The 19653-nt window shown below is 49.6% G+C and carries 20 protein-coding genes; 13 read left to right on the top strand and 7 right to left on the bottom strand.

Annotated elements, in window-relative coordinates; all coding sequences use genetic code 11:
• Window positions 1-53: 53 nt before the first annotated feature.
• A complete protein-coding gene (locus SATMO3_RS29685; RefSeq protein WP_371375025.1) occupies window positions 54-893 on the bottom strand; it encodes an ATP-dependent Clp protease proteolytic subunit in 840 nt (279 codons plus the stop codon).
• A gap of 18 nt (window positions 894-911) precedes the next feature.
• A complete protein-coding gene (locus SATMO3_RS29680) occupies window positions 912-1271 on the bottom strand; it encodes a winged helix-turn-helix transcriptional regulator (protein ID WP_371375022.1) in 360 nt (119 codons plus the stop codon).
• Between the two features lie 163 nt (window positions 1272-1434).
• Here SATMO3_RS29680 and SATMO3_RS29675 point away from each other — a divergent pair, with 163 nt between their 5' ends.
• The 3 genes from SATMO3_RS29675 to SATMO3_RS29665 all read left to right on the top strand — a co-directional run bounded on the left by SATMO3_RS29675 (window position 1435) and on the right by SATMO3_RS29665 (window position 4488).
• A complete protein-coding gene (locus SATMO3_RS29675) occupies window positions 1435-2070 on the top strand; it encodes a flavodoxin family protein (protein ID WP_371375020.1) in 636 nt (211 codons plus the stop codon).
• Between the two features lie 163 nt (window positions 2071-2233).
• Complete coding sequence (locus tag SATMO3_RS29670; protein ID WP_371375017.1) at window positions 2234-3721, top strand: amino acid permease; 1488 nt, start codon at window positions 2234-2236, stop codon at window positions 3719-3721.
• A gap of 176 nt (window positions 3722-3897) precedes the next feature.
• On the top strand, window positions 3898-4488 hold the full coding sequence (locus SATMO3_RS29665; protein ID WP_371375015.1) for a DNA-3-methyladenine glycosylase I: 591 nt from the start codon (window positions 3898-3900) through the stop codon (window positions 4486-4488).
• Between the two features lie 17 nt (window positions 4489-4505).
• On the opposite strand, the gene SATMO3_RS29660 is transcribed toward SATMO3_RS29665, so the two are convergent.
• Window positions 4506-6095, bottom strand: a complete 1590-nt coding sequence (locus tag SATMO3_RS29660; protein WP_371375012.1) for an FMN-binding glutamate synthase family protein — start codon at window positions 6093-6095, stop codon at window positions 4506-4508.
• A 209-nt stretch (window positions 6096-6304) separates the two neighbouring features.
• The gene (locus SATMO3_RS29655) at window positions 6305-7714 is read right to left on the bottom strand and encodes an FMN-binding glutamate synthase family protein (RefSeq protein ID WP_371375009.1); all 1410 of its coding nucleotides are present in this window, start codon (window positions 7712-7714) and stop codon (window positions 6305-6307) included.
• A gap of 322 nt (window positions 7715-8036) precedes the next feature.
• On the opposite strand from SATMO3_RS29655, the gene SATMO3_RS29650 reads away from it, so the two are divergent.
• The 3 genes from SATMO3_RS29650 to hypD are packed head-to-tail and all read left to right on the top strand — an operon-like array spanning window position 8037 to window position 11888.
• Window positions 8037-8603: a helix-turn-helix domain-containing protein gene (locus tag SATMO3_RS29650; protein ID WP_371375007.1), complete on the top strand. Its 567-nt coding sequence runs from the start codon at window positions 8037-8039 to the stop codon at window positions 8601-8603.
• 2 nt (window positions 8604-8605) lie between these two features.
• Window positions 8606-9508: a trans-4-hydroxy-L-proline dehydratase activase gene (locus SATMO3_RS29645; protein ID WP_371375004.1), complete on the top strand. Its 903-nt coding sequence runs from the start codon at window positions 8606-8608 to the stop codon at window positions 9506-9508.
• A gap of 19 nt (window positions 9509-9527) precedes the next feature.
• The gene (gene hypD, locus SATMO3_RS29640) at window positions 9528-11888 is read left to right on the top strand and encodes a trans-4-hydroxy-L-proline dehydratase (RefSeq protein ID WP_371375001.1); all 2361 of its coding nucleotides are present in this window, start codon (window positions 9528-9530) and stop codon (window positions 11886-11888) included.
• Here hypD and SATMO3_RS29635 read toward each other — a convergent pair.
• On the bottom strand, window positions 11885-12019 hold the full coding sequence (locus SATMO3_RS29635) for a hypothetical protein (protein ID WP_371374998.1): 135 nt from the start codon (window positions 12017-12019) through the stop codon (window positions 11885-11887). The genes hypD and SATMO3_RS29635 overlap by 4 nt on opposite strands.
• A 297-nt stretch (window positions 12020-12316) precedes the next feature.
• Between SATMO3_RS29635 and SATMO3_RS29630 the strand changes: the two genes are divergently transcribed.
• The 5 genes from SATMO3_RS29630 to SATMO3_RS29610 all read left to right on the top strand — a co-directional run bounded on the left by SATMO3_RS29630 (window position 12317) and on the right by SATMO3_RS29610 (window position 15660).
• Entirely contained in the window at window positions 12317-12505 is a 189-nt protein-coding gene (locus SATMO3_RS29630; RefSeq protein ID WP_371374996.1) for a hypothetical protein, read from the top strand.
• Window positions 12506-12762: 257 nt separating this feature from the next.
• On the top strand, window positions 12763-13227 hold the full coding sequence (locus tag SATMO3_RS29625) for a MarR family winged helix-turn-helix transcriptional regulator (protein ID WP_371374993.1): 465 nt from the start codon (window positions 12763-12765) through the stop codon (window positions 13225-13227).
• Window positions 13228-13284: 57 nt separating this feature from the next.
• On the top strand, window positions 13285-13782 hold the full coding sequence (locus SATMO3_RS29620; RefSeq protein ID WP_371374990.1) for a GNAT family N-acetyltransferase: 498 nt from the start codon (window positions 13285-13287) through the stop codon (window positions 13780-13782).
• 53 nt (window positions 13783-13835) lie between these two features.
• On the top strand, window positions 13836-14327 hold the full coding sequence (locus SATMO3_RS29615; protein ID WP_371381819.1) for an HD domain-containing protein: 492 nt from the start codon (window positions 13836-13838) through the stop codon (window positions 14325-14327).
• A 214-nt stretch (window positions 14328-14541) separates the two neighbouring features.
• Complete coding sequence (locus SATMO3_RS29610) at window positions 14542-15660, top strand: DUF362 domain-containing protein (protein WP_371374987.1); 1119 nt, start codon at window positions 14542-14544, stop codon at window positions 15658-15660.
• 85 nt (window positions 15661-15745) lie between these two features.
• On the opposite strand, the gene SATMO3_RS29605 is transcribed toward SATMO3_RS29610, so the two are convergent.
• The gene (locus tag SATMO3_RS29605; RefSeq protein ID WP_371374983.1) at window positions 15746-16123 is read right to left on the bottom strand and encodes a winged helix-turn-helix transcriptional regulator; all 378 of its coding nucleotides are present in this window, start codon (window positions 16121-16123) and stop codon (window positions 15746-15748) included.
• 172 nt (window positions 16124-16295) lie between these two features.
• On the opposite strand from SATMO3_RS29605, the gene SATMO3_RS29600 reads away from it, so the two are divergent.
• Complete coding sequence (locus tag SATMO3_RS29600) at window positions 16296-16874, top strand: flavodoxin family protein (RefSeq protein ID WP_371374980.1); 579 nt, start codon at window positions 16296-16298, stop codon at window positions 16872-16874.
• A 102-nt stretch (window positions 16875-16976) separates the two neighbouring features.
• Here SATMO3_RS29600 and SATMO3_RS29595 read toward each other — a convergent pair whose 3' ends face one another.
• A complete protein-coding gene (locus tag SATMO3_RS29595; RefSeq protein WP_371374977.1) occupies window positions 16977-18368 on the bottom strand; it encodes a PLP-dependent aminotransferase family protein in 1392 nt (463 codons plus the stop codon).
• A gap of 127 nt (window positions 18369-18495) precedes the next feature.
• Between SATMO3_RS29595 and SATMO3_RS29590 the strand changes: the two genes are divergently transcribed.
• Window positions 18496-19440, top strand: coding sequence for a DMT family transporter (locus SATMO3_RS29590; RefSeq protein WP_371374975.1), 945 nt, complete (start codon window positions 18496-18498; stop codon window positions 19438-19440).
• The last annotated feature ends 213 nt before the right edge of the window (window positions 19441-19653 follow it).

The following is a 19653-nucleotide window of genomic DNA, read 5'->3' as shown; positions in this document are numbered from 1 at the left end:
GCTTAAAAAAACAAGTATCTGCAGACAATAAAGTCTGGGATACTTGTTTTTGGTTACCCTGTTGTCTTTTTGCCGTTATCGTAGGGCAGAGGTATATACTGGACGGATGGGCGCTGCTGAGCCGGCTGGGGATATAACTCCATAAGTTCATAGACTTCCAGCGGCATGGTATTGCATATTGTCGGGATTCCCATTTCCCGCAGCTTATCACAGGTTATCGGGTAATCATGCGTCCAGCGGCCTTCAGAGAGAATTCTGGCAATTTCTTCAGCTTTCTCCGGTGTCATTTTATCCAGGAGAAGACTCTTGACAAATTCATGAACTTGCCGGACGGCTTTTTCCGCCATGTCCGCCAGAATTAGTGTATTGTCTTCAATCCGGTCAATGTGCTTTTGTTTAACTATCTTTAGGATAGAGGCTGCGGGATATTGTCCCAGTTGCGGATCTACCGGTCCCAGAACGGCATTGGGGTCAAGAATAATTTCATCTGCCGCCAGCGCTATCATGGTTCCGCCGGACATGGCATAATGCGGTACAAAAACGGTAACTTTAGCTTTATGCTGCTGCAATGCTCTGGCGATTTGCTCGGAAGCCAGCACTAGGCCGCCGGGTGTATGCAGGATCAGATCCAGGGGCATATCCTCGGGTGTCAGCCGGATGGCCCGCAGAATATGCTCGGAATCTTCGACATTAATATAGCGGCTGATCGGAATACCGAGGAGACTTATGGCTTCTTGCCGGTGTATCAGGCTAATGACCCGTGACTGGCGTTTCTCCTCGATTTTGCGGAGTAAAGCTAACCTTTGTGCAGTAATATTTCGTTTTTGCAGCATCGGCAGGATGGTCATCAATAAGACAACCAGCCAGAGTATATCGGTAAAATTTAGGTTCATATCCTCACCTCATTTGTTTTATTTGTCAGTGTCTTGCTTTTGGCAATTTTTTTGCCGTATGGAGATGTACTCATCGCTCCAATGCTGTAATGAGTACAATACAGTAAATAGCCTAAAACCAAAAGGCGTCAGGCGATATTCAACACGGGGCGGTATTTCGGGATATGACAAACGTTCAACAAGTGCAGCTTCCTCTAGTTCCCGCAGTTTCTCCGTCAGGACTTTTTCGCTGATTCCCTGTAATTTTCGCTGAAGTTCTGAAAACCGGTAGGTGTGATCATTCAGATGACAGATAATTACGGCCTTCCATTTTCCCTTGATTAAACTAACGGCGTAATCCAGGCTGCAAATATACTTTTCATTATCAATAGTGAGCATGAAATTTCCTTTCCTGTTAGCCGGCCTGCAAATACTTACCTGGGGGTAATCGAATTACAGAAAAGTGCGTACTTGTGCAGATCGGTATTGTGATATATATTAGGTGCTAAAGGAAAAAATCCTGCGCATATACACTAGCGAAAGAGTTTAGGAGGATTATTTTATGAAAGTTGTTGCATTTAACGGCAGTCCACGCAAGGAAGGAAATACTTTTAAGGCCTTGCAGGCTGTTGGTGAAGAGCTGAAACAGGCGGAAATCGATTTTGAAATTGTCCAGGTCGGCAACCAGAGCGTTAGAGGCTGTATTGCCTGTATGGGATGCGCCAAAAAACGAAATGAACGCTGTGTTATTGAAACTGACGAAGTAAATGAATGGATTCAGAAGATGAAAGGCGCCGATGGTATTATCCTGGGATCGCCCGTGTATTTCGCCGGCATTGCGGGCACAATGAAAGCTTTTCTGGACAGGGCTTTTTTCGTTACTTCTGTCAACAACTCCATGCTGCGCAACAAAGTGGCCGCAGCCGCTGTGGCGGTAAGACGCTCAGGCGGTGTGCCGACTTTTGATGCTCTTAATCATTATATTATGTATTCTGAAATGCTAATGCCAACATCCAATTACTGGAATGTAATACATGGCTTTAAGCCGGGAGAAGCCTTGCAGGATGAGGAAGGAACTCAGATCATGCGGGTGCTGGGTAAAAATATGGCCTGGCTGCTGCAAGTGCTGGCAGCCGGTAAAGACCAGGTAGAACCTGTCTTGCCGGAGGCTAAGAAACTAACAAATTTTATCCGCTAGAGCAGGAAAAGGCTGCAGGCGAAATTTCGCTTCTGCAGCCTTTTTTTATTTTCGTAGCAATTAGCAGATGGGCAGAGGTGGCAATGCTGATAAATTCATAACATAACCGCTCTTGGCAGATACTTGTATATAGAATCAACAAATTTCTCGAGGAGGGGACAATTTGCAGCAGCATAACGAAGGGTTGTCAGCATGGCAGTTGGCCATGCTGGCATTGGGAACAGTAATCGGCGGTTCATTTTTTCTCGGGTCCGCTGTTGCCATTCGGGCCGCCGGTCCCGGCATATTAGTTGCCTATATAGCCGGCGGCGCGTTGGTATATATTATCTTATACGCCCTGTCGGAAATGACGGTAGCCGATCCGGCTCCCGGTTCTTTCCGTACTTTTGCCGAGAAAGCCTACGGGCCTGCAGTTGGCTTTGTTGTAGGCTGGGTATATTGGACCGGACTTGTGCTGGCTATGTCCAGCGAGGCCATCGCTGTGTCGGCGTTATTGCGGGGATGGCTGCCGGGGATCTCCGTGCCGCTGTTGGGTTCGGCTATTATTATTCTGGTTACGGTGCTTAATTTGTTTGGTTCTGACCGCTTAAGCAAGCTCGAAAGCGGCTTGGCCGCTGTAAAGCTGATTGCCATCACGGGATTTGTGGTACTAAGCTTGGCCATTGTGAGCGGGCTGCTGACAGGTGCATCTGGCAGCAGCTTGAGCGTGTTGACCTCCCAGGCTGTATTTACAGGAGGACTGGGAGGACTTGCGGGAAGTATGCTCATTGTTATGTTTTCGTATGCCGGCTTTGAGGTAATTGGGCTGGCGGCATCAGAGACCGCCGAGCCTCATAAGACTGTTCCCAGGGCAATCACGTATACGGTTTTTGGCCTGGTTGGCTTATATGTGGCGGCTATCGCCTCGTTATTGCTGCTAATCCCGACCAATGCACTGACTGTAGAGCAAAGTCCGTTAGTAACCGCCCTTACGGCCTGGAATTTCACCTGGGCCGGTACTATCATTAACGTGGTTCTGGTAACGGCCATTCTATCAACGATGTTAGCCGCCATGTTCGGGCTGGGGCGGATGCTGCGGTCTCTGGCCGCTGAGGGACATGCGCCGGACTGGCTGAGAGATACGGGCGATATACCGTATAAGGGTATTATTGTATCGGGCGCGGCAATGCTGGCCGGGTTGGGAATGGGGCTTTTACTGCCGGAGGCGGTGTATCTGTTCCTGGTCAGCTCCGGCGGATTTTCCCTGCTTTTTTCGTACCTGGTTATTCTTTCAACTCATTATAAATTGCGGAAGCAAAAAGGATGCCCGCCTCAGGGCAAATGCCAGTTGCCTGGATTTCCCGCCACTTCCTGGCTGGCGCAGGCCAGCATTGTGCTGATTATTGCCAGTATGCCGTTAATTTCCGGACAGGGAGCCGGGCTGTTTGCGGGACTTGGCTTTGTCGTGTTGTTCACTCTGATTTTCTGGGTGACACAGAGCTTAGGCGGAAGAAAAGAATCTATGGACGGGGAGGACGAAGCTATGCGCGCAGGCTTTGCAAGGCGGGCGCTGGATATGCAGTTTGAAACTGCAGAGGAGTTTGCTGCCGAAAATAAATCCGTGGAAGGGCAGAAGGAAAGCGGAAAAATAGAAACTAAGCAGAAAAAATAGCACAGGGCCGAGATCGCAAATGACAGTCTGGAAAAGGGACTTTGCATGCATAGTCTGCAAGCAAAGTCCTTTGTTGTTTGGGCAGGCCCAAAATAGGCCTGAAATAGCCACTGGTAACCTTCACAGTGTATAATGATAATACTATAATACTTTAATGATGTGTGAGGAGACTGACGATGCCAGAGCGGTGTGCATGGGTAAAGCAAGATGAACTTGAGATTCGTTACCATGATGAGGAATGGGGAACCCCGGTATTTGACGACGGGAAATTATTTGAAATGCTAATACTGGAGGGGATGCAGGCCGGATTGAGCTGGTCTACTGTTCTGAAAAAACGGGAAAATTTCCGGCAGGCGTTCGATGGCTTCGATGCCCGTAAAATGGTGCAATATGATGCAACGAAGATCGCTGAGCTGATGGCAAATCCGGGAATTATCCGCAACCGGCTGAAGATTAATGCGGCTATTGAGAATGCCAAACGTTTTATTCAGGTACAGGAACAATATGGCAGCTTTAGTCAGTTTATCTGGCAATTTGTCGACGGCAAGCCGAAGATCAACCATTGGATCCAGGTGACAGAAGTCCCGGCCAGCACCGTGGAGTCAGACAACATGAGCAAGGCCTTGCGTAAGCTTGGTTTTAAATTTGTCGGTTCAACAATTTGCTATGCATTTATGCAGGCTACCGGAATGGTCAATGACCATACAGCAGGGTGTTTTCTGCACAAAGAACAGGACGCTCAAATTGATCCAACGGCAGATTCTTGAGGCGCCCTTTTCTTCGTTTATTGGATTGACTGCAACTGTACCCCGGGTAACCGGGATAAATAGATACTGTAATATATGACCAGCAAAGTGATCTCGATAAGCTGAGCTGCCTGGCGGGCGCCGTCCAAGCATTGCCGGAATTGTTCCAGTGATTCACGGCATTGCTTAGCTGCCGGGTCGGGCTGTTGCGGATCCTGATCTGTTGGCGGCGGGGCTGACGCCGGCGACAATGCTTGTTTTACCCCTGTAATTCCGGCTGTAATGGCATCCAAGGCAACAAGGTCATCATCGCCAAGCTCTTTTAAAGAAGCTTTCCCCAGCGCGCGCATAGCCTCCTCCATTTCCAGAACCATTGAGGTAAATACGTTGACTACACTGGTGGCAGCCTGGTCAACAGTGAGCTGCGTTTTAGACGGTGAGTTGTAATAGACTAATGTGGTAGGCGGTTCCCAGGGAGATACTTTGGTGATTTGATTATGGACCAAGGCTAACAGGGGAATAGTACCTAAATAGATTGCGTCCGCCCCCAGCGCCAGCGCTTTAAGACATTGTCCCGGCGTAAAGTAGCCTCCGGATATAACCAGACTAACTGCCGTATTTTTCAGGTAACGCCTGGCCCGGCACAATGCGTATAAACCGGGTATCCCAAAATCATCCTGTTTCACAGGCGCGGTTGCGTGTGACCCGCCTTCGGCGCCGTCAATCACTATGACATCAAAGCCGGCAGCGACTGCGACTGATAAATCCTCCTCAAGGTGATCGGTTGCCATTATTTTTAGGGCGATGGGCATACCGGCAGCTCGCTGGCGCAATTTTTTTATAAAATCAGGCCAGTCCTCAGGCTGTTGAAGTCCGGGTGGCGCCGGGAGAGAACTGGCTCCTGTCCCGGGGGCTAATCCCGCCAGTTTGTGGGCCCGACCTGCAAGCTCAGTCGGTTCTATGCTATCTGTTCCTACATTGCCGCCTTGTCCCATTTGCACTTCCAGCATAGCGGCGGCAGCAATTTGCTCGTTGGTTCTTCCTCCCCACGGCCACCGGCAGATTTGCAGGACGTATTTGCCGGCCTGGCTAGCTTCCTCAGGCAGAAAGGGTCCTTCGCCGGAGTTTGTCGCTGTTTGCAGGCTGTTTGACGCTCTGGCCAAAGCCAGTTTGGCCTCTTCGCTAAGCGCCGTGCCATAAGCCATGCCGCCGATCATCAGCGGAATTTTTATTTTCAGCGGCCTTGCCGCTTGCGGGCCGAGGGTTACGCTCATATCTATCTGCGCATTTTCCGGCAGGGAGAATGCTGTCATTTGCCGAGGGGAAAACATCAGGTTGTCATAGCCGGGAAAGCGCTTGGGAGAACCCAGTGGCCTGCCGATGACCTTCGCAGTTTCGGCCCGCAGACTCAACTCCAGAAAATTTAAGACTGAGATACGTTTCAGGGACGGCAGTAACTCGGCCAGGTTCTGGTCATAATCATCTGTAAGCAGTTTTGCTAAGGCATCGTTGACAATGCGCTTGACAATATAACGCCACACCGGCTTAATCAACAATAGGGCTGCGATTGTCACAAACGCCAGGAGCAGTAGCTGCATCCCGGGGGAATAAGCTGTGAATATTTGCATGCGGCCATTCCTTAACAGATTTTTGCTATATATTTCGCAGCAAAGAATTTGCAGACACAGGCAGGTGGTGCACTGACACCGATCGACTGCAGGCGCTTGATTGCCGTTTTGCAATACACCATCCGCCTGACAAACTTTAATGCGTTGTACATAGTAGTATTCAACTTTTTATATGGTTTTAATCCTCAGAGCCGGCGGATAATCCGTACCTATAAGTGAGGCGGATTACCGGCGAGGCCGGACACTTCTTTCACGCCGGTCATTTCAGCCGTAACCGAATCCAAAGCAACAAGATCCTGCTGACTAAGTTCTTTTAATGAGGATTTTCCTAACGCGCGCAGGGTTTCTTCCATTTCCAGAACCATGGCGGTAAGCGCGTTGGCCACACTGGTGGCAGCCTGATCAACGTTAAGCTCTGTTTTGTTTGGTGAATTATAATATACCAGTGTGGTAGGCGGTTCCCAGGGGATGACTTTAGTGGCCTGGTTGTGGGCGAGGGCTAAAAGGGGGACCGTGCCCAAATACAGGGCATCCGCCCCTAGCGCAAGCGCTTTAATACACTGGCCCGGTGTAAAGAATCTCCCGGCCATTACCAGGCTCATCTCGGTGTTTTGCAGATAGCGTTTGGCCCGCAGTAAAGTATACATGCCGGGTAAGCCGAAGTCATCCTGCTTAATGGGGGCGGTTGCATGCGACCCGCCCCCGGCGCCGTCAATTACAACGGCATCAAATCCTAGTTTGACGGCCATTGCCAACTCTTCCTCCAGGCGATTTGTCCCCATAAGTTTTAACGCTATGGGAATACCGTTCGCCCTTTGCCGCAACTTGCTTATAAAAGCAGGCCAATCCTCAGGGCTTAATACTCCGGGAGGGGCAGGCAGGGATATGGCCGGCTCGCCGGCCGCCAATCCGCCCAGTATACGGGCTTTGCCTTCAATATCCGCCGCGTCTATGCGGGCTGTTCCCATATCGGCGCCTTGCCCCATTTGGACTTCTAACATATCCGCGCTGGCAATTTGCTGGTCGGTTCTTCCGCCCCAGGACCAACGGCAAATTTGCAGGACATACTTACCGGCCAGGAGCGGTTCGCCGGGGAGAAAAGGCCCTTCGCCGGAGTTTGTCGCTGTTTGCAGTATCTTTGATGCTTTGGCTAAAGCCAGCTTGGCTTCTTCGCTAAGGGCCAGGCCATAGGCCATGCCGCCAATCATCAGGGGAATCTTTATGGTCATTGGCTTGGCTGCTTTGGGACCGAGGATTACGCTCATATTTACCGGGGCATTGGCCGGCAGGGAGAATGTTGTCATCTGCCGGGGGGAAAACATTAGGTTGTCATAGCAGGGGAACTGCTTAGGAGAGCCTAATGGCCTGCCGACAACCTTGCCGGTTTCCGCCCGCAGGCTGATCTCCAGCAAATTTAAGGCAGAAAGGCGCTTCACGGACGGGAGCAGCTCAGCCAGGTTCTGGTCATAGTCATCGGAAAGAAGCTTGGACATGGCCTCATTGACGATGCGTTTAATGATATAACGTAGAATCGGTTTGGCCAGCAACATGGCTGCTGCCATAGCAAAAGCCAGCGTAAGCAGCGGCAGCCAGTCGAAGTTAATTGTCAACATCTGCATAGGGTTATTCCTTAACGGTTTTTTCTAGAGTTACAGGATTACTTTGTGAAGAATACAGACATAATATGTGGGCACAGAGGCGGCATTTTCTCAAATGTCGCTTTTTGCTCTGTTTTTATTACCAGCGACAGGCTTTTTTCCTGGCCTGCATAAACTATGGTTTTGCAGGTTCTTTTAAATCCTGGCGAATAGTGATAGATTCATTATTATAAAAAAAGTTCATTACAGTAAAAATATTACTGGATTTTTTGAATGGTATATATTATTATAAAAATAATATTTGATGCAAGTAAAATACTGTTAAGTGACATGAGGGATATTCGTGAACAAAGACATTGGCAATAAGGTCAAAGAACTTAGAACCATGAAAAAACTGACACTCAAGGATGTCAGTGAGAAAACAGGCCTGTCTACCGGTTTCCTCTCACAGTTGGAGAGAGGGCTAACGTCAATTGCCACCGATTCACTGGCCAAGATTGCAGAGGCGGTGGAGGTTGACCTGTCCTATTTTTTTGCCGGTTCGAACCGGAACCGGAACGCTATTCTTCGCAGCTATGAAAAAGAAGTGTTTCAAATAATTAATGGGCGTTTTATTCATTACCACCTGACGAATAACTCCGGTCAGAAGGCGATACTGCCCAGACTGATTGAACTGCTGCCTATCAACAGCAGTGAAGATATTTCCCCGTATGCGCACGAGGGAGAGGAGTTTGTTTATGTGCTGGAGGGCACATTGACGCTGTTTCTTAATAACGAGCAATTTGAACTCTTTCCCGGCGATTCGGCGCACTATAGCTCGTCAATGGTGCATAACTGGGCTAATTATACTAACAAGATGGTGCGTCTGCTTGTCACAAGTGCCCCCAATCCTTTCAAGGATGAGGGCTGACCATGGACAAAGCACTTATTTTCAATATCCAGAAATTTTGTGTGCATGATGGACCGGGAATCAGAACAACGGTTTTTTTCAAAGGCTGTCCATTACACTGCTTATGGTGCCATAACCCGGAGAGTCAGGCTTTTGCCAAGCAAATTCTGTGGTCGCAGGAAAAGTGCTCCGGCTGCCGGCAGTGTGAAAAAATCTGTCCGCAGGGCGCAGTCACAGTGGCCGATGGTATCATCCGGACAGATGCCCGGCAGTGCCGCTTGTGTGAGCGCTGTATTGATATGTGTCTTAATAACGTGCGGGAACTGGCCGGAACTGAGTATACCGTAACTCAGCTGATGGCGGAAATTGAGAAAGACCGGCCGTTTTATGACCAGTCCGGCGGCGGAGTCACCCTGTCCGGCGGTGAGGCGTTGAGCCAGATTGAATTTGTGGCGGCTCTCACGCAGGCCTGCCGGGAACGGGGGATAGCAGTTGCTGTTGATACCTGCGGTTATGCGCCTTTTAGCAGTTTTGAAAGAATTCTTGATAATGTGGATATGTTTCTGTATGATATCAAGCTTATGGATGCCGCGCTGCATCAACAGTATATCGGCCAGGATAACGCCCTGATCCTCGATAATTTGCGGAAACTGGCCCAGAAAAAGGCGCGTATTCATTTACGGCTGCCGCTCATTGCGGGGATCAACGATGATGACGGCAATATTGGCGCGATACTTAAGTTTGTTCAGGACATCCGGTTGGAAGCCGTCAATCTGTTGCCATATCATGACATCGGCAAAGGAAAGTATGCCAAGCTAGGCTTAATATACGGGCAAGCGCCAATGGCGCCGCCGTCGGCAGAGCGGCTGAACGAAATCAAGAGTATGTTTGAACAAGCCAATTTCAAAGTGAAAATAGGGGGGTAGCTTTATGGGAGTGAGAGGAATGAATGACAGAATCCAAAAACTCAGGGAACAGAGCGTAACAGCTGAGCCGCATTTGTCTATGGAACGGGCCGTGCTGGTGACCGAGGCTTATCAAAAGTATGCCGGCACTGTGGAAACGCCCATATTGCGAGCGTTAACCTTCAAGCATATCATGGAGAATAAAACCCTGGGTATTAACGACGGCGAGCTGATTGTCGGCGAGAAAGGGGAGCTGCCGCAGTATGCCCCCAGTTTCCCCGAGCTTTGCTGCCACACTATGGAAGACCTGGATGTAATGAATCGGCGGGATAAAATTTATTTCCGGGTCAGTGAGAGCGATAAGCAAATCCAAGAAGAAAAGATCATTCCTTACTGGCAGAACCGCTCGCTGCGTAAGCTGATTCTGGATCGTATGACGCCCGAATGGCTGGCCTCTTATGAAAGCGGCCTTTTTACGGAGTTTATGGAGCAGCGGGGCCCGGGACACACTGTCGCCGACGGCAAATGCTATAAGAAAGGCTTTCTTGACTTTAAAGCCGAGATTGAACAAGCCATAGCGACGCTGGATATGTATAATGATCCTCAGGCCTACGACAAAAAGATTCAATTGGAGGCAATGAGCATCTCTTGTGAGGCCATTATCGCCTTCGGCCGCCGGTATGCCGAACATGCCAGAGACTTGGCGGCTAAGGAAGCGGATGACGCACGCAGGCAGGAGTTACTCGCAATTGCCGCCAATTGTGAGGTTGTACCTGCTCATAAGCCGGAAACCTTTGCTCAGGCTATTCAGATGTACTGGTTTATTCATATTGGTGTAACTACTGAAATTAATCCCTGGGATGCATTGAGTCCGGGACGGCTGGACCAGCATCTTATTCCCTTCTATCAGCAGGGGATCGAAAGCGGGACGCTGACCCGCGAACAGGCCAAAGAGTTGCTGCAGTGTCTGTGGGTCAAGTTTAATAATCAGCCGGCGCCGCCCAAGGTCGGCATAACCCTGAAAGAGAGCAGTACGTATACCGATTTTGCCAACCTTAACACCGGCGGCGTTAAGTCGGATGGCTCTGATGGGGTCAATGACGTTTCTTATCTCATTTTAGAGACCATGGATGAAATGCGTTTGCTGCAGCCCAGCTCCAATGTCCAGATCAGCAAAAAGACGCCGCAGTTCTTTTTGAAGAAGGCCTGCGAGATTTCCCGCAAAGGCTGGGGTCAGCCGGCGTTTTACAATACCGATGCCATTATTCAGGAACTCTTACGGGCCGGCAAAGACATTACCGATGCCCGTGAGGGCGGGGCCAGCGGCTGTGTGGAAACAGGCGCTTTTGGTAAAGAGGCCTATATCCTGACAGGCTATCTAAATCTGCCCAAGATCCTGGAAATTACGCTTTATAATGGTTTTGATCCCTATTCCGGACGGCAGCTAGGCCTTAAAACCGGCGAAGCCGCCAGCTTTAAAAGCTACGAGGAATTGTTCCGGGCTTTTAAAGCGCAGTTGCACTACTTTACCGACATCAAAGTCCAGGGCAATAACATCATCGAGCGGATCTACGCCACCCAAATGCCGGTGCCGTTCTTATCTGTCATTACCAGTGACTGCATTCAAAAGGGAATGGACTATAATGCCGGCGGAGCGCGCTACAACACCAACTATATTCAGGGCGTGGGGATTGGTACGCTCACTGATTGTCTGGCGGCAATAAAATATAATGTGTTTGACCAGCAGCGTTTTGCCATGGATAATCTGATGCAGGCCATAAAAGACAATTTTTCCGGGCACGAGCATTTATTAAACCTGGTGCGTAACCGGACACCAAAATACGGCAATGATGATGACTATGCCGACGAAATTATGCTGGCTGCCTTTGATGCTTACTATCATGAAGTAACTGGCAGAAAGACTATGAAGGGCGGTGTGTATCGCATCGATATGCTGCCTACCACCTGCCATGTATACTTTGGCTCGGTCATGGGCGCCAGCCCGAACGGCCGCCTGGCCGGCAAGCCCTTGTCCGAAGGCATATCCCCGGAAAAAGGTGCCGACCGGAAGGGGCCGACTGCAGTGGTGAAATCGGCCGCTAAAATGGATCATTTGCGCACCGGCGGTACTTTGCTGAACCAGAAATTTGCGCCGTCTGTTGTCGGTGGCGAACAAGGTCTTGACAATATGTCGGCCCTCATCCGGACCTATTTTAATATGGATGGGCATCATATTCAGTTCAATGTAATTGACAGGAAAACACTCCTGGATGCCCAGAAAAATCCGGAAGAATATAAAGATCTCATTGTGCGGGTTGCCGGTTACAGCGACCACTTCCACAATTTGTCCAAGGAACTTCAGGACGAAATCATTGATAGAACAGAACAAACGATATTCTAGTCGCCTGTCTTAACAGGGCATAGAGTAGCCAGTGCCGCCAGGCCCAAGATCGTAGCCGGACTACTGATCTTGGGTCTGTTTTTTGCCGGAGTGGCTACTACCAAACGAAACTTGAACCGGTCGGCAGACATAAATCGCCTACTCCTTCCATAAGCTGAAGTAAAAGCTGTGAATGGAAGGGGATTGCTTTGAAGGTTACCAAAGTGGCGCCGGTCTTTTCGATTCAACCAACCCGCCTGTACGATAAATATATAGACAGAACCTATTCTCCCAGTGACAAAGCAGTAAAAAATCTCCCCCTTGCTCCGGAGAAAAGCCTACCGCAAAAGACTGCAATAGATGTAAAAATTTAGGTCTTTTAACAATTGTTTTCCTACAGGAACTATTTTCCTTTTGGGGAAGGTTACAAAAAGGGAGGTGAGACAAGTATGGCTGCGGCTCCGACTATTTGGGTGAATAGTGACATGAGCGAACAGATCTCTGACTTCAACGGGGAATTTATTCTGATCACAACCAGCGATATGAAGCGAATTCCGCTCGGGAAGACCCTGGAAGAAGCAATCGAAAAATTAAAAGAGATAGGCAGACACGATATTGCGGTGCAGTTAAGACTATAAGCCGCCAAGCACTGAGGAATCTTTTTCATACCGTGTTTATCTGTAATATCAGGTTCGTAAGCATTTTGCTTACGTTTTTTTTGCGGCAAAACGAAAAACAGAGTCCCTGTCCCGTGTTTTAAAACACAGGGACAGGGACTCTGTTTTTCGTACTGGTATTTGTAAAGCGGTTGATAAAAACAGAAGTTGACATTTCAACTACATGACAATATAATTGAATTAGTTGAAATGTCAACTATTGCAATGGGATTGGAGTGATGAATATCAGTAAACTGAAAAGCAGAGTACTCCGCGAGGTAGGAACAGTTGCCCGCTGCATTCAATCCATCAGTGATATTAAATACCGGGAGATCAACTTGCAGCGAGGCCAGTTCATTTTCTTAACCCGTATTTGTGAGCATCCGGGCATTAATCTTATAGAACTGTCGCATGTGCTGAAGGTGGATAAAACAACAACAACCAAAGCCATTCAAAAGCTTACGGAAGAAGATTATGTTACCCGCACACGGGATCAGGCGGACAAGCGGATGTGGCATTTATATCCGACGGAAAAGGCGCTCGCAATGTATCCGTGTATTATTGCCGAAGAAAACCGCAATATTGATGTTTGTTTTCAGGGCTTTAGCGCCGAGGAACAAGAAATTGCCTATAACTTATTGCTGCGCATGGGCGAAAATATTGAGCAGGACTGGAGAGCCCTGAAGGCGGCCAGACCCGAATAAGCCGGTTGGTGCAGCCGGCAGACGAGAAAATGCGAAAGTGGACAGGAGGAAATACTCATGGGAACGGTTAGTGTTGAAGAGTATTCTGATATATATAAGGAAGAAGTCATTAACTTAATCCTGGCAATCCAGCAAGCGGAGTTTGGCATTCCGATTACCAGGGAGGACCAGCCGGATTTAGCGGCAATTGAGCAGTTTTATCAAACCGGAGCCGGAAACTTCTGGGTAGCGCTTGGCGAAACTCATGTTGTCGGCACGATTGCCTTGCTTGACATCGGCAATAAGCAGGCCGCAATACGTAAATTGTTCACCAATGCGGCTTACCGGGGAAGTGGCTATAATACGGGAAAAATGCTGCTGGAAAAACTAATGGGATGGGCTGCAGCCAAAGGCATAGAGGAGATTTACCTGGGGACTACCGAAAAGTTCCTCGCAGCCCACCGTTTCTACGAGAAAAATGGTTTTAATGAAATAACGACAGCCGAGTTGCCCGCAGCCTTTCCTGTCATGGCGGTTGACAAGAAATTTTATCAGTTCCGGCTGAAGGATGTCTAAAGAGTTAGGCGAAATGGTCATTACTAGGTTAGTGAGGAGGGGTTCAATTGAGTATGGTGTCAGGTAATTTAATAAATAAAATGATTACTTACTTTGACGGGGATGTGCGACGAATTAATCATGCACTCAAAGTATATGGCTTAGCCAAAAGTATTGCCGAAAATGAGCTGGTGACGGCGGAAACGCTGGCGGTTATCGAGGCGGCAGCCATTTTGCATGATATCGGCATTAAGCTCAGTGAACAGAAATACAACTCATCTGCCGGCAGTTACCAGGAGATCGAGGGACCGCCGGTAGCCGAGGCCATGCTACGGGAACTGGGATTGCGGGAAGACCGGATTGCGAGAATAAGTTATCTGATCGGGCATCATCATACATACTCGCAGATTGACGGTATAGATTTTCAAGTTCTGGTGGAGGCTGACTTTTTGGTTAATATTTTTGAAGATGATATCAAGCAAGAGCAGATACGGGTGATACGGGATAAATACTTTAAGACGGCTGCCGGCAAAACATATTTGGCAAGCATGTATCTTGAATTATAGTATGCCGAATGAATTTGGCCAGTGGCTTTGCTCCCCGGAGAACCTACGCAGATGGAAGCGTTGTCTGTTTGGTATGCAAACGGGTACTAGGCAACAAAAAAGTAAGTACTTGTAATGAACGGCATAATTATCTATCATGTTATTTGAGAAAATATACATTTTTTCCGTTCGATGCCTATGGCAACAGCGTTAAGAAGCGATAAGGGGGATTTGTGTGGGAGCATCAAAAGTCTTTTTTACTAACCTGCGGGCCACTCCAAAGATGAATCTGCTGCAAAAGTTAGAGCGTTTGGTTAAGAAAGCCGGGATGGACGAGATTGCTTTTAAAGATAAGTTTACCGCTGTCAAAATTCACTTCGGCGAACCGGGTAATCTGGCGTACCTTAGGCCCAATTATGCGAAAGTAATCGTGGATTTAATTAAAAGTATGGGCGGCAAGGTATTTCTTACCGACTGTAATACCTTATATGTCGGCAGGCGTAAGGATGCTTTGGAGCATATGGACGCCGCCTATGAAAATGGCTATAACCCCTTTACTACCGGTTGCCAGATTATAATTGGCGACGGGTTGAAAGGCACCGATGAAGTCTATGTTCCCGTTATCGGCGGTGAGCATGTAAAAGAGGCCAAAATCGGGCGGGCGGTGATGGATGCCGATATCTTTATCAGTCTTAACCATTTCAAAGGCCACGAACTGACTGGCTTTGGCGGGGCTTTGAAAAATATCGGCATGGGCTGCGGTTCGCGGGCCGGCAAGATGGAGATGCATAGTGACGGCAAGCCGGTTGTGCGCAGCAAAGCCTGTGTAGGCTGCGGTATCTGTGAGAAAATCTGCGCCCATAGTGCGATTACCATCACTGATAAAAAGGCGCAGATTGATCATGCCAAATGCGCCGGCTGTGGCAGATGTATCGGCGCATGCCATGCCAATGCCATTGCTGCGGCCTGGGATGAGTCCAATGACGTGCTTAATAAAAAAATGGCCGAGTATTCCTGGGCAGTATTAAATGGCCGGCCGCATTTTCATATCAGCCTGATTGTCGATGTATCCCCGTTCTGTGACTGTCATGCCGAGAATGACCTGCCCATTATCCCGGATATCGGCATGCTGGCGTCCTTCGATCCGGTAGCCCTGGACATGGCCTGTGCCGATCTCGCCCTGAAAGCGCCCGTGATCGCCGGCAGCTATCTGGCAGAACAGCTGAAAAAACAAGGCGGCAGCGAGCACGATCATTTCTGTGCCACCCACCCGGAGACTAACTGGATAGTTTGCCTTGACCATGCCGAAAAAATCGGTATCGGCACAAAGCAGTATGAATTAATTGAAGTGTAAATGAAGCAAATAAAACAATCCGCAGCTGGTTTGCCTGCGGATTGTTTTTTATTTGCGCTCGCTGTATATGGCTTATGATTAATTATCAGGCGTTGGGGGCCTGTTTTACCTTGCAGGAGGCTTCCCTGATTTCGGCGCCGGTAGTGTCGGCGTAATTAAGACCCCACTGGCATAGCGTGGCCAGAATGGGCAACAAGCTCTTGCCGGCATCGGTTAGAGAATACTCGACTTTAGGCGGTATCTGCGTATAAATTAAACGGTTAACCAGGCCGTCCGCCTCAAGTTCTCGCAGTTGCTGCGTGAGCATCTTCTGGGTTACATGGGGCAAAATTTTCCTTAACTCGCTGAAACGGAGGGTGCGTTCTCCCAGATACCAGAGAATGAGAGCTTTCCATTTACCGCCGATAAGGTCCAGCGTTAGTTCCATGGAGCACTGGTACTCAGTATCTTTATACTTGATCATAGTTGTCACTCCTTACAGTCTAAATAGCAGGTGAATAGACGGTTGCTGCTGGTATGCAAATAGGTACTAGGCTACTAATAAGTGCGTACTTGTTAATTTAAATACTATTATCTATTATTATAACATATAAATCATCTTTAGGGATGAATACTACGAGCAGGGAGGAATAGTTATGAAGGTAATTGCGTTTAACGGCAGTCCCAGGGCAAACGGCAATACGGCGCAGAGTATTCAAATGGTTTTGGCCGAGCTGGAAAAGGAGGGAATAGAAACTGAATTTATCCAGTTAGGCGGCCGGAAGGTATATGGCTGCCTGGCCTGTGGCAAGTGCTGGGAAACAAAGAATAACCGCTGTATACGGCAGGATGATGACATCAATCTTTTCCTTCAGAAAATCGAAGAAGCAGATGGTATAATTATTGGCTCACCCACCTACTTTAGCAACGTGTCTGCTGAAGTTAAAGCGCTCATTGACCGCTGCGGTTTTGTTTCCAAAGCCAATAATGGCGACTTGTTACGGGGAAAAGCCGGCGCGGCCGTTGTTGCCGTCCGCAGAGCCGGTGCAACTTTTGTCTACTCGGCCATTAACTTCTTTTTCGGCATTGCCGAAATGAATATTCCCAGCTCCAGCTACTGGAATATGACTTTAGCCTTAGAACCCGGTGAGGTGCAAAATGACCAGGAAGGTATCCAGACATTCCAGACGCTGGGCAAAAACATGGCAAAACTGCTCAAACAAACACGTGCCTGATTGGTCTCAAATTTGCTGCTAAGACCCGGACCAGCATGGAATATTGATCCAAAGCCCCGCAGATGTTCCAGTCTGCGGGGCTTTTTATGACAGAAAGCAGCTTTACACCTGCTTTTGAATATGGTCATGCAGCAGGCGGATGCCGCTAATAATTTCAGAGGCATCCAGGTGGCCGTATCCCAGCAGCAGTTTTGCAAGATGGCGGCCTTTGCAGATGCTGTGCTGCTCTACCGGCGTTATACGAATACCTTTTTCTTTACAATGACGGGCAAAATCCTGATCAAACCGCCTGCCGGGGAATTCGAGCGCCAGGTGCAGCCCAGCGGCGTCGCCCCAGGCCTGCCAGGTGTTCCCGAACAATCCAGCTGCCGTGTGCAGCAGGACTTGCCGCCGATGCCCATATATCCGCCGCATTTGCTGCACATGCCGGTCCAGTTTGCGGGTGCGCAAATATTCGGCAAGTGCGGCCTGCTCAAAAGGCGGGTTTTGCACATCGGCATAGGTTCTTAGCTGACGCCAGCTAGAGTGCAGGTCTGGTGGAAGGATTACATAGCCTATTCTGAGAGCGGGGAAGAGTATTTTACTAAAAGTGCCCACGTAAATTACCCGCGCCGGGTCCATGGAACAGAGCGGGGCCACTGGCGGACCGCTGTAGCGGAATTCGCTGTCGTAATCGTCTTCGATCAAATACAAATCATTCTCCCGGGCAAAGCGGATCAACTCGGTCCGGCGGCCGGCCGGCAGAATCCCTCCCAGGGGAAACTGGTGGGAGGGGGTAACATAGACAGCGCAGGCTTGCTTTCCGTGCAGGTTTTCGGTTTGCAGTCCCTGGTGATCAACGGGAACCGGCCGGATGTGGCCGCCGTGTTGCTCCAGTACCCGCAGCATGCCGCTGTGGCAAGGATCTTCCACAATTATCTCCCGCCCTTCAACACATAACAATTCTGCCAGTAAGTGCAATGCCTGGGTGGCGCCGGCCGTAACGAAAATATTCTGGGACAGTACGGTCAGTCCCCGGCTCCTCAGCAGCCAGGACGCAATTTCTGCCCGCAGGGCGGGGAGCCCCGCGGGACCTGTGTATCCCCACTCTGCTGCCGGGGCCTGCTCGGCAGCCCTGCGCAATAGCTGCAGCCATAAATGCTTGGGAAAGCATCTGAGATCAGGCTGGCCGGTTTTAAAGTCGGCTTTGTAACTGTAGGCCGGCTGTAACTGAGGGGCAGTTTCTACAGCAAGCGGCGGTTGCTCCAGCTTTAATCCCGGGGCTACCCGGGTTTTTGAACCAGGGCGGCTGACAATATAACCTTCGGCCGATAACATTTCATAGGCCTCATAAACGGTATTGCGGGATACGGCTAACTGCCTGGCCAACTCACGGGTGGCAGGCAGCACATCGCCAGGCTGCAGCTGTCCTGCTGTCATTTGGACCCGCAGTGTCTGGTAAATTTGGCGGGCGAGCGTTAAATCCTCATGACGCTGTAATTCGATTCCCCACATATATCCTCCATTGGCCCTCTAAATATAGCAGTAAAGCGGTTCTGCTGCCGGGCCGCTTTGTTTGTTACTATTATATCATAGCAGTTTAGGGGATGTGAGATAGTACTTAAGAGTGAGGGGGATATGCATGCAACGCTATTGGGGTGTGCTTTATTTGGCAGGCGCCTTTACCCTGGCGGGCACTTCTGTTATTGCCGGACGTTTCGTAATCGACGTATTGGGAACATTCACCATTGCCGCCGTCAGTTTGTTTTTTGCTTTGCTGGGATTGGTGCCGCTCTGCGGCCGGGAGCTTGGCGGAACTCTACAGCGAATGTCGCGTCATGACTGGCTGAGGCTGCTGCTGCAGGCGCTGTTTGGGATATTTCTGTTCCGGCTGTTTTTGCTGCAGGGACTAATAAGAACCAGCGCCGGCGAGGCGGGGATACTAACCGGAGCAACACCGGCGGTCACCGCATTATTAGCCTGGCTTGTCCTAAAGGAAGAATTGTCCAGGGAACGTTTGCTGGGTATTATCAGCACCGTTGCCGGTATCCTGGTGCTGCAAGGCATCCTTGCACCAGTGACGGGGATATCCCGGGAGCATCTTGCCGGCAACATACTGGTGCTGGGGGCAGCCGTCTGCGAGTCGTTGTTTAATATCTTTTCCCGGCTGCATAGTATTAAGGCCTCAGCAGGGCAGACGCCGCAGATTGATCCATTGGTTCAGTCTACACTGGTCTCCGGGCTGGCGCTTGTTCTTTGTATGGGGCCTGCGCTGCTGGAAGAGCCGGGTACTGCTTTGGCGGGGCTCGGTTTAACCGGCTGGGCGGCTTTGGTTTGGTACGGATTGTTTGTCACGGCGCTGGCCTTTATTTTCTGGTATTCAGGCATCAAGCGCTGTGATGCTTCTGTGGCGGCTGCCTTTTCCGGCATGATGCCGTTTACTTCGCTTTTGCTGTCGGTCTTGCTGCTGGGGGAGCAGCCGGGATGGCAGCAATGGCTGGGGGGCTTTTTGGTCATGCTTGGCATGATGGTGACAGGTCTGAAACTGCCGGCTCTGAAAGTACAAAGTCAATCGCCGGGCGGCTGACGGCGATTATTTGCACCCCGATATTGACGCAGACGCAAATTTGGAGTATCTTGTCAGCAAGGGAATTTATAAGTAAACTTAGTTTCAGGTGGGGTTTTAGCCCCATCTGAAGGTTAGTTGCCCTTATCCCGGGATTTATCCGCTCTTACTCCACTTACAGAAGGGGGAGTCTTAGAGCGGGTTAAGCGGGTTAGTCACAGGATAAATTCATGC

Origin of the sequence: Sporomusa aerivorans (assembly GCF_041428895.1) — a bacterium.
GTDB lineage: Bacteria > Bacillota > Negativicutes > Sporomusales > Sporomusaceae > Sporomusa > Sporomusa aerivorans.
The sequence above is the reverse complement of the archived record's forward strand: the minus strand, read 5'-3'. Positions and strand labels throughout refer to the sequence as shown.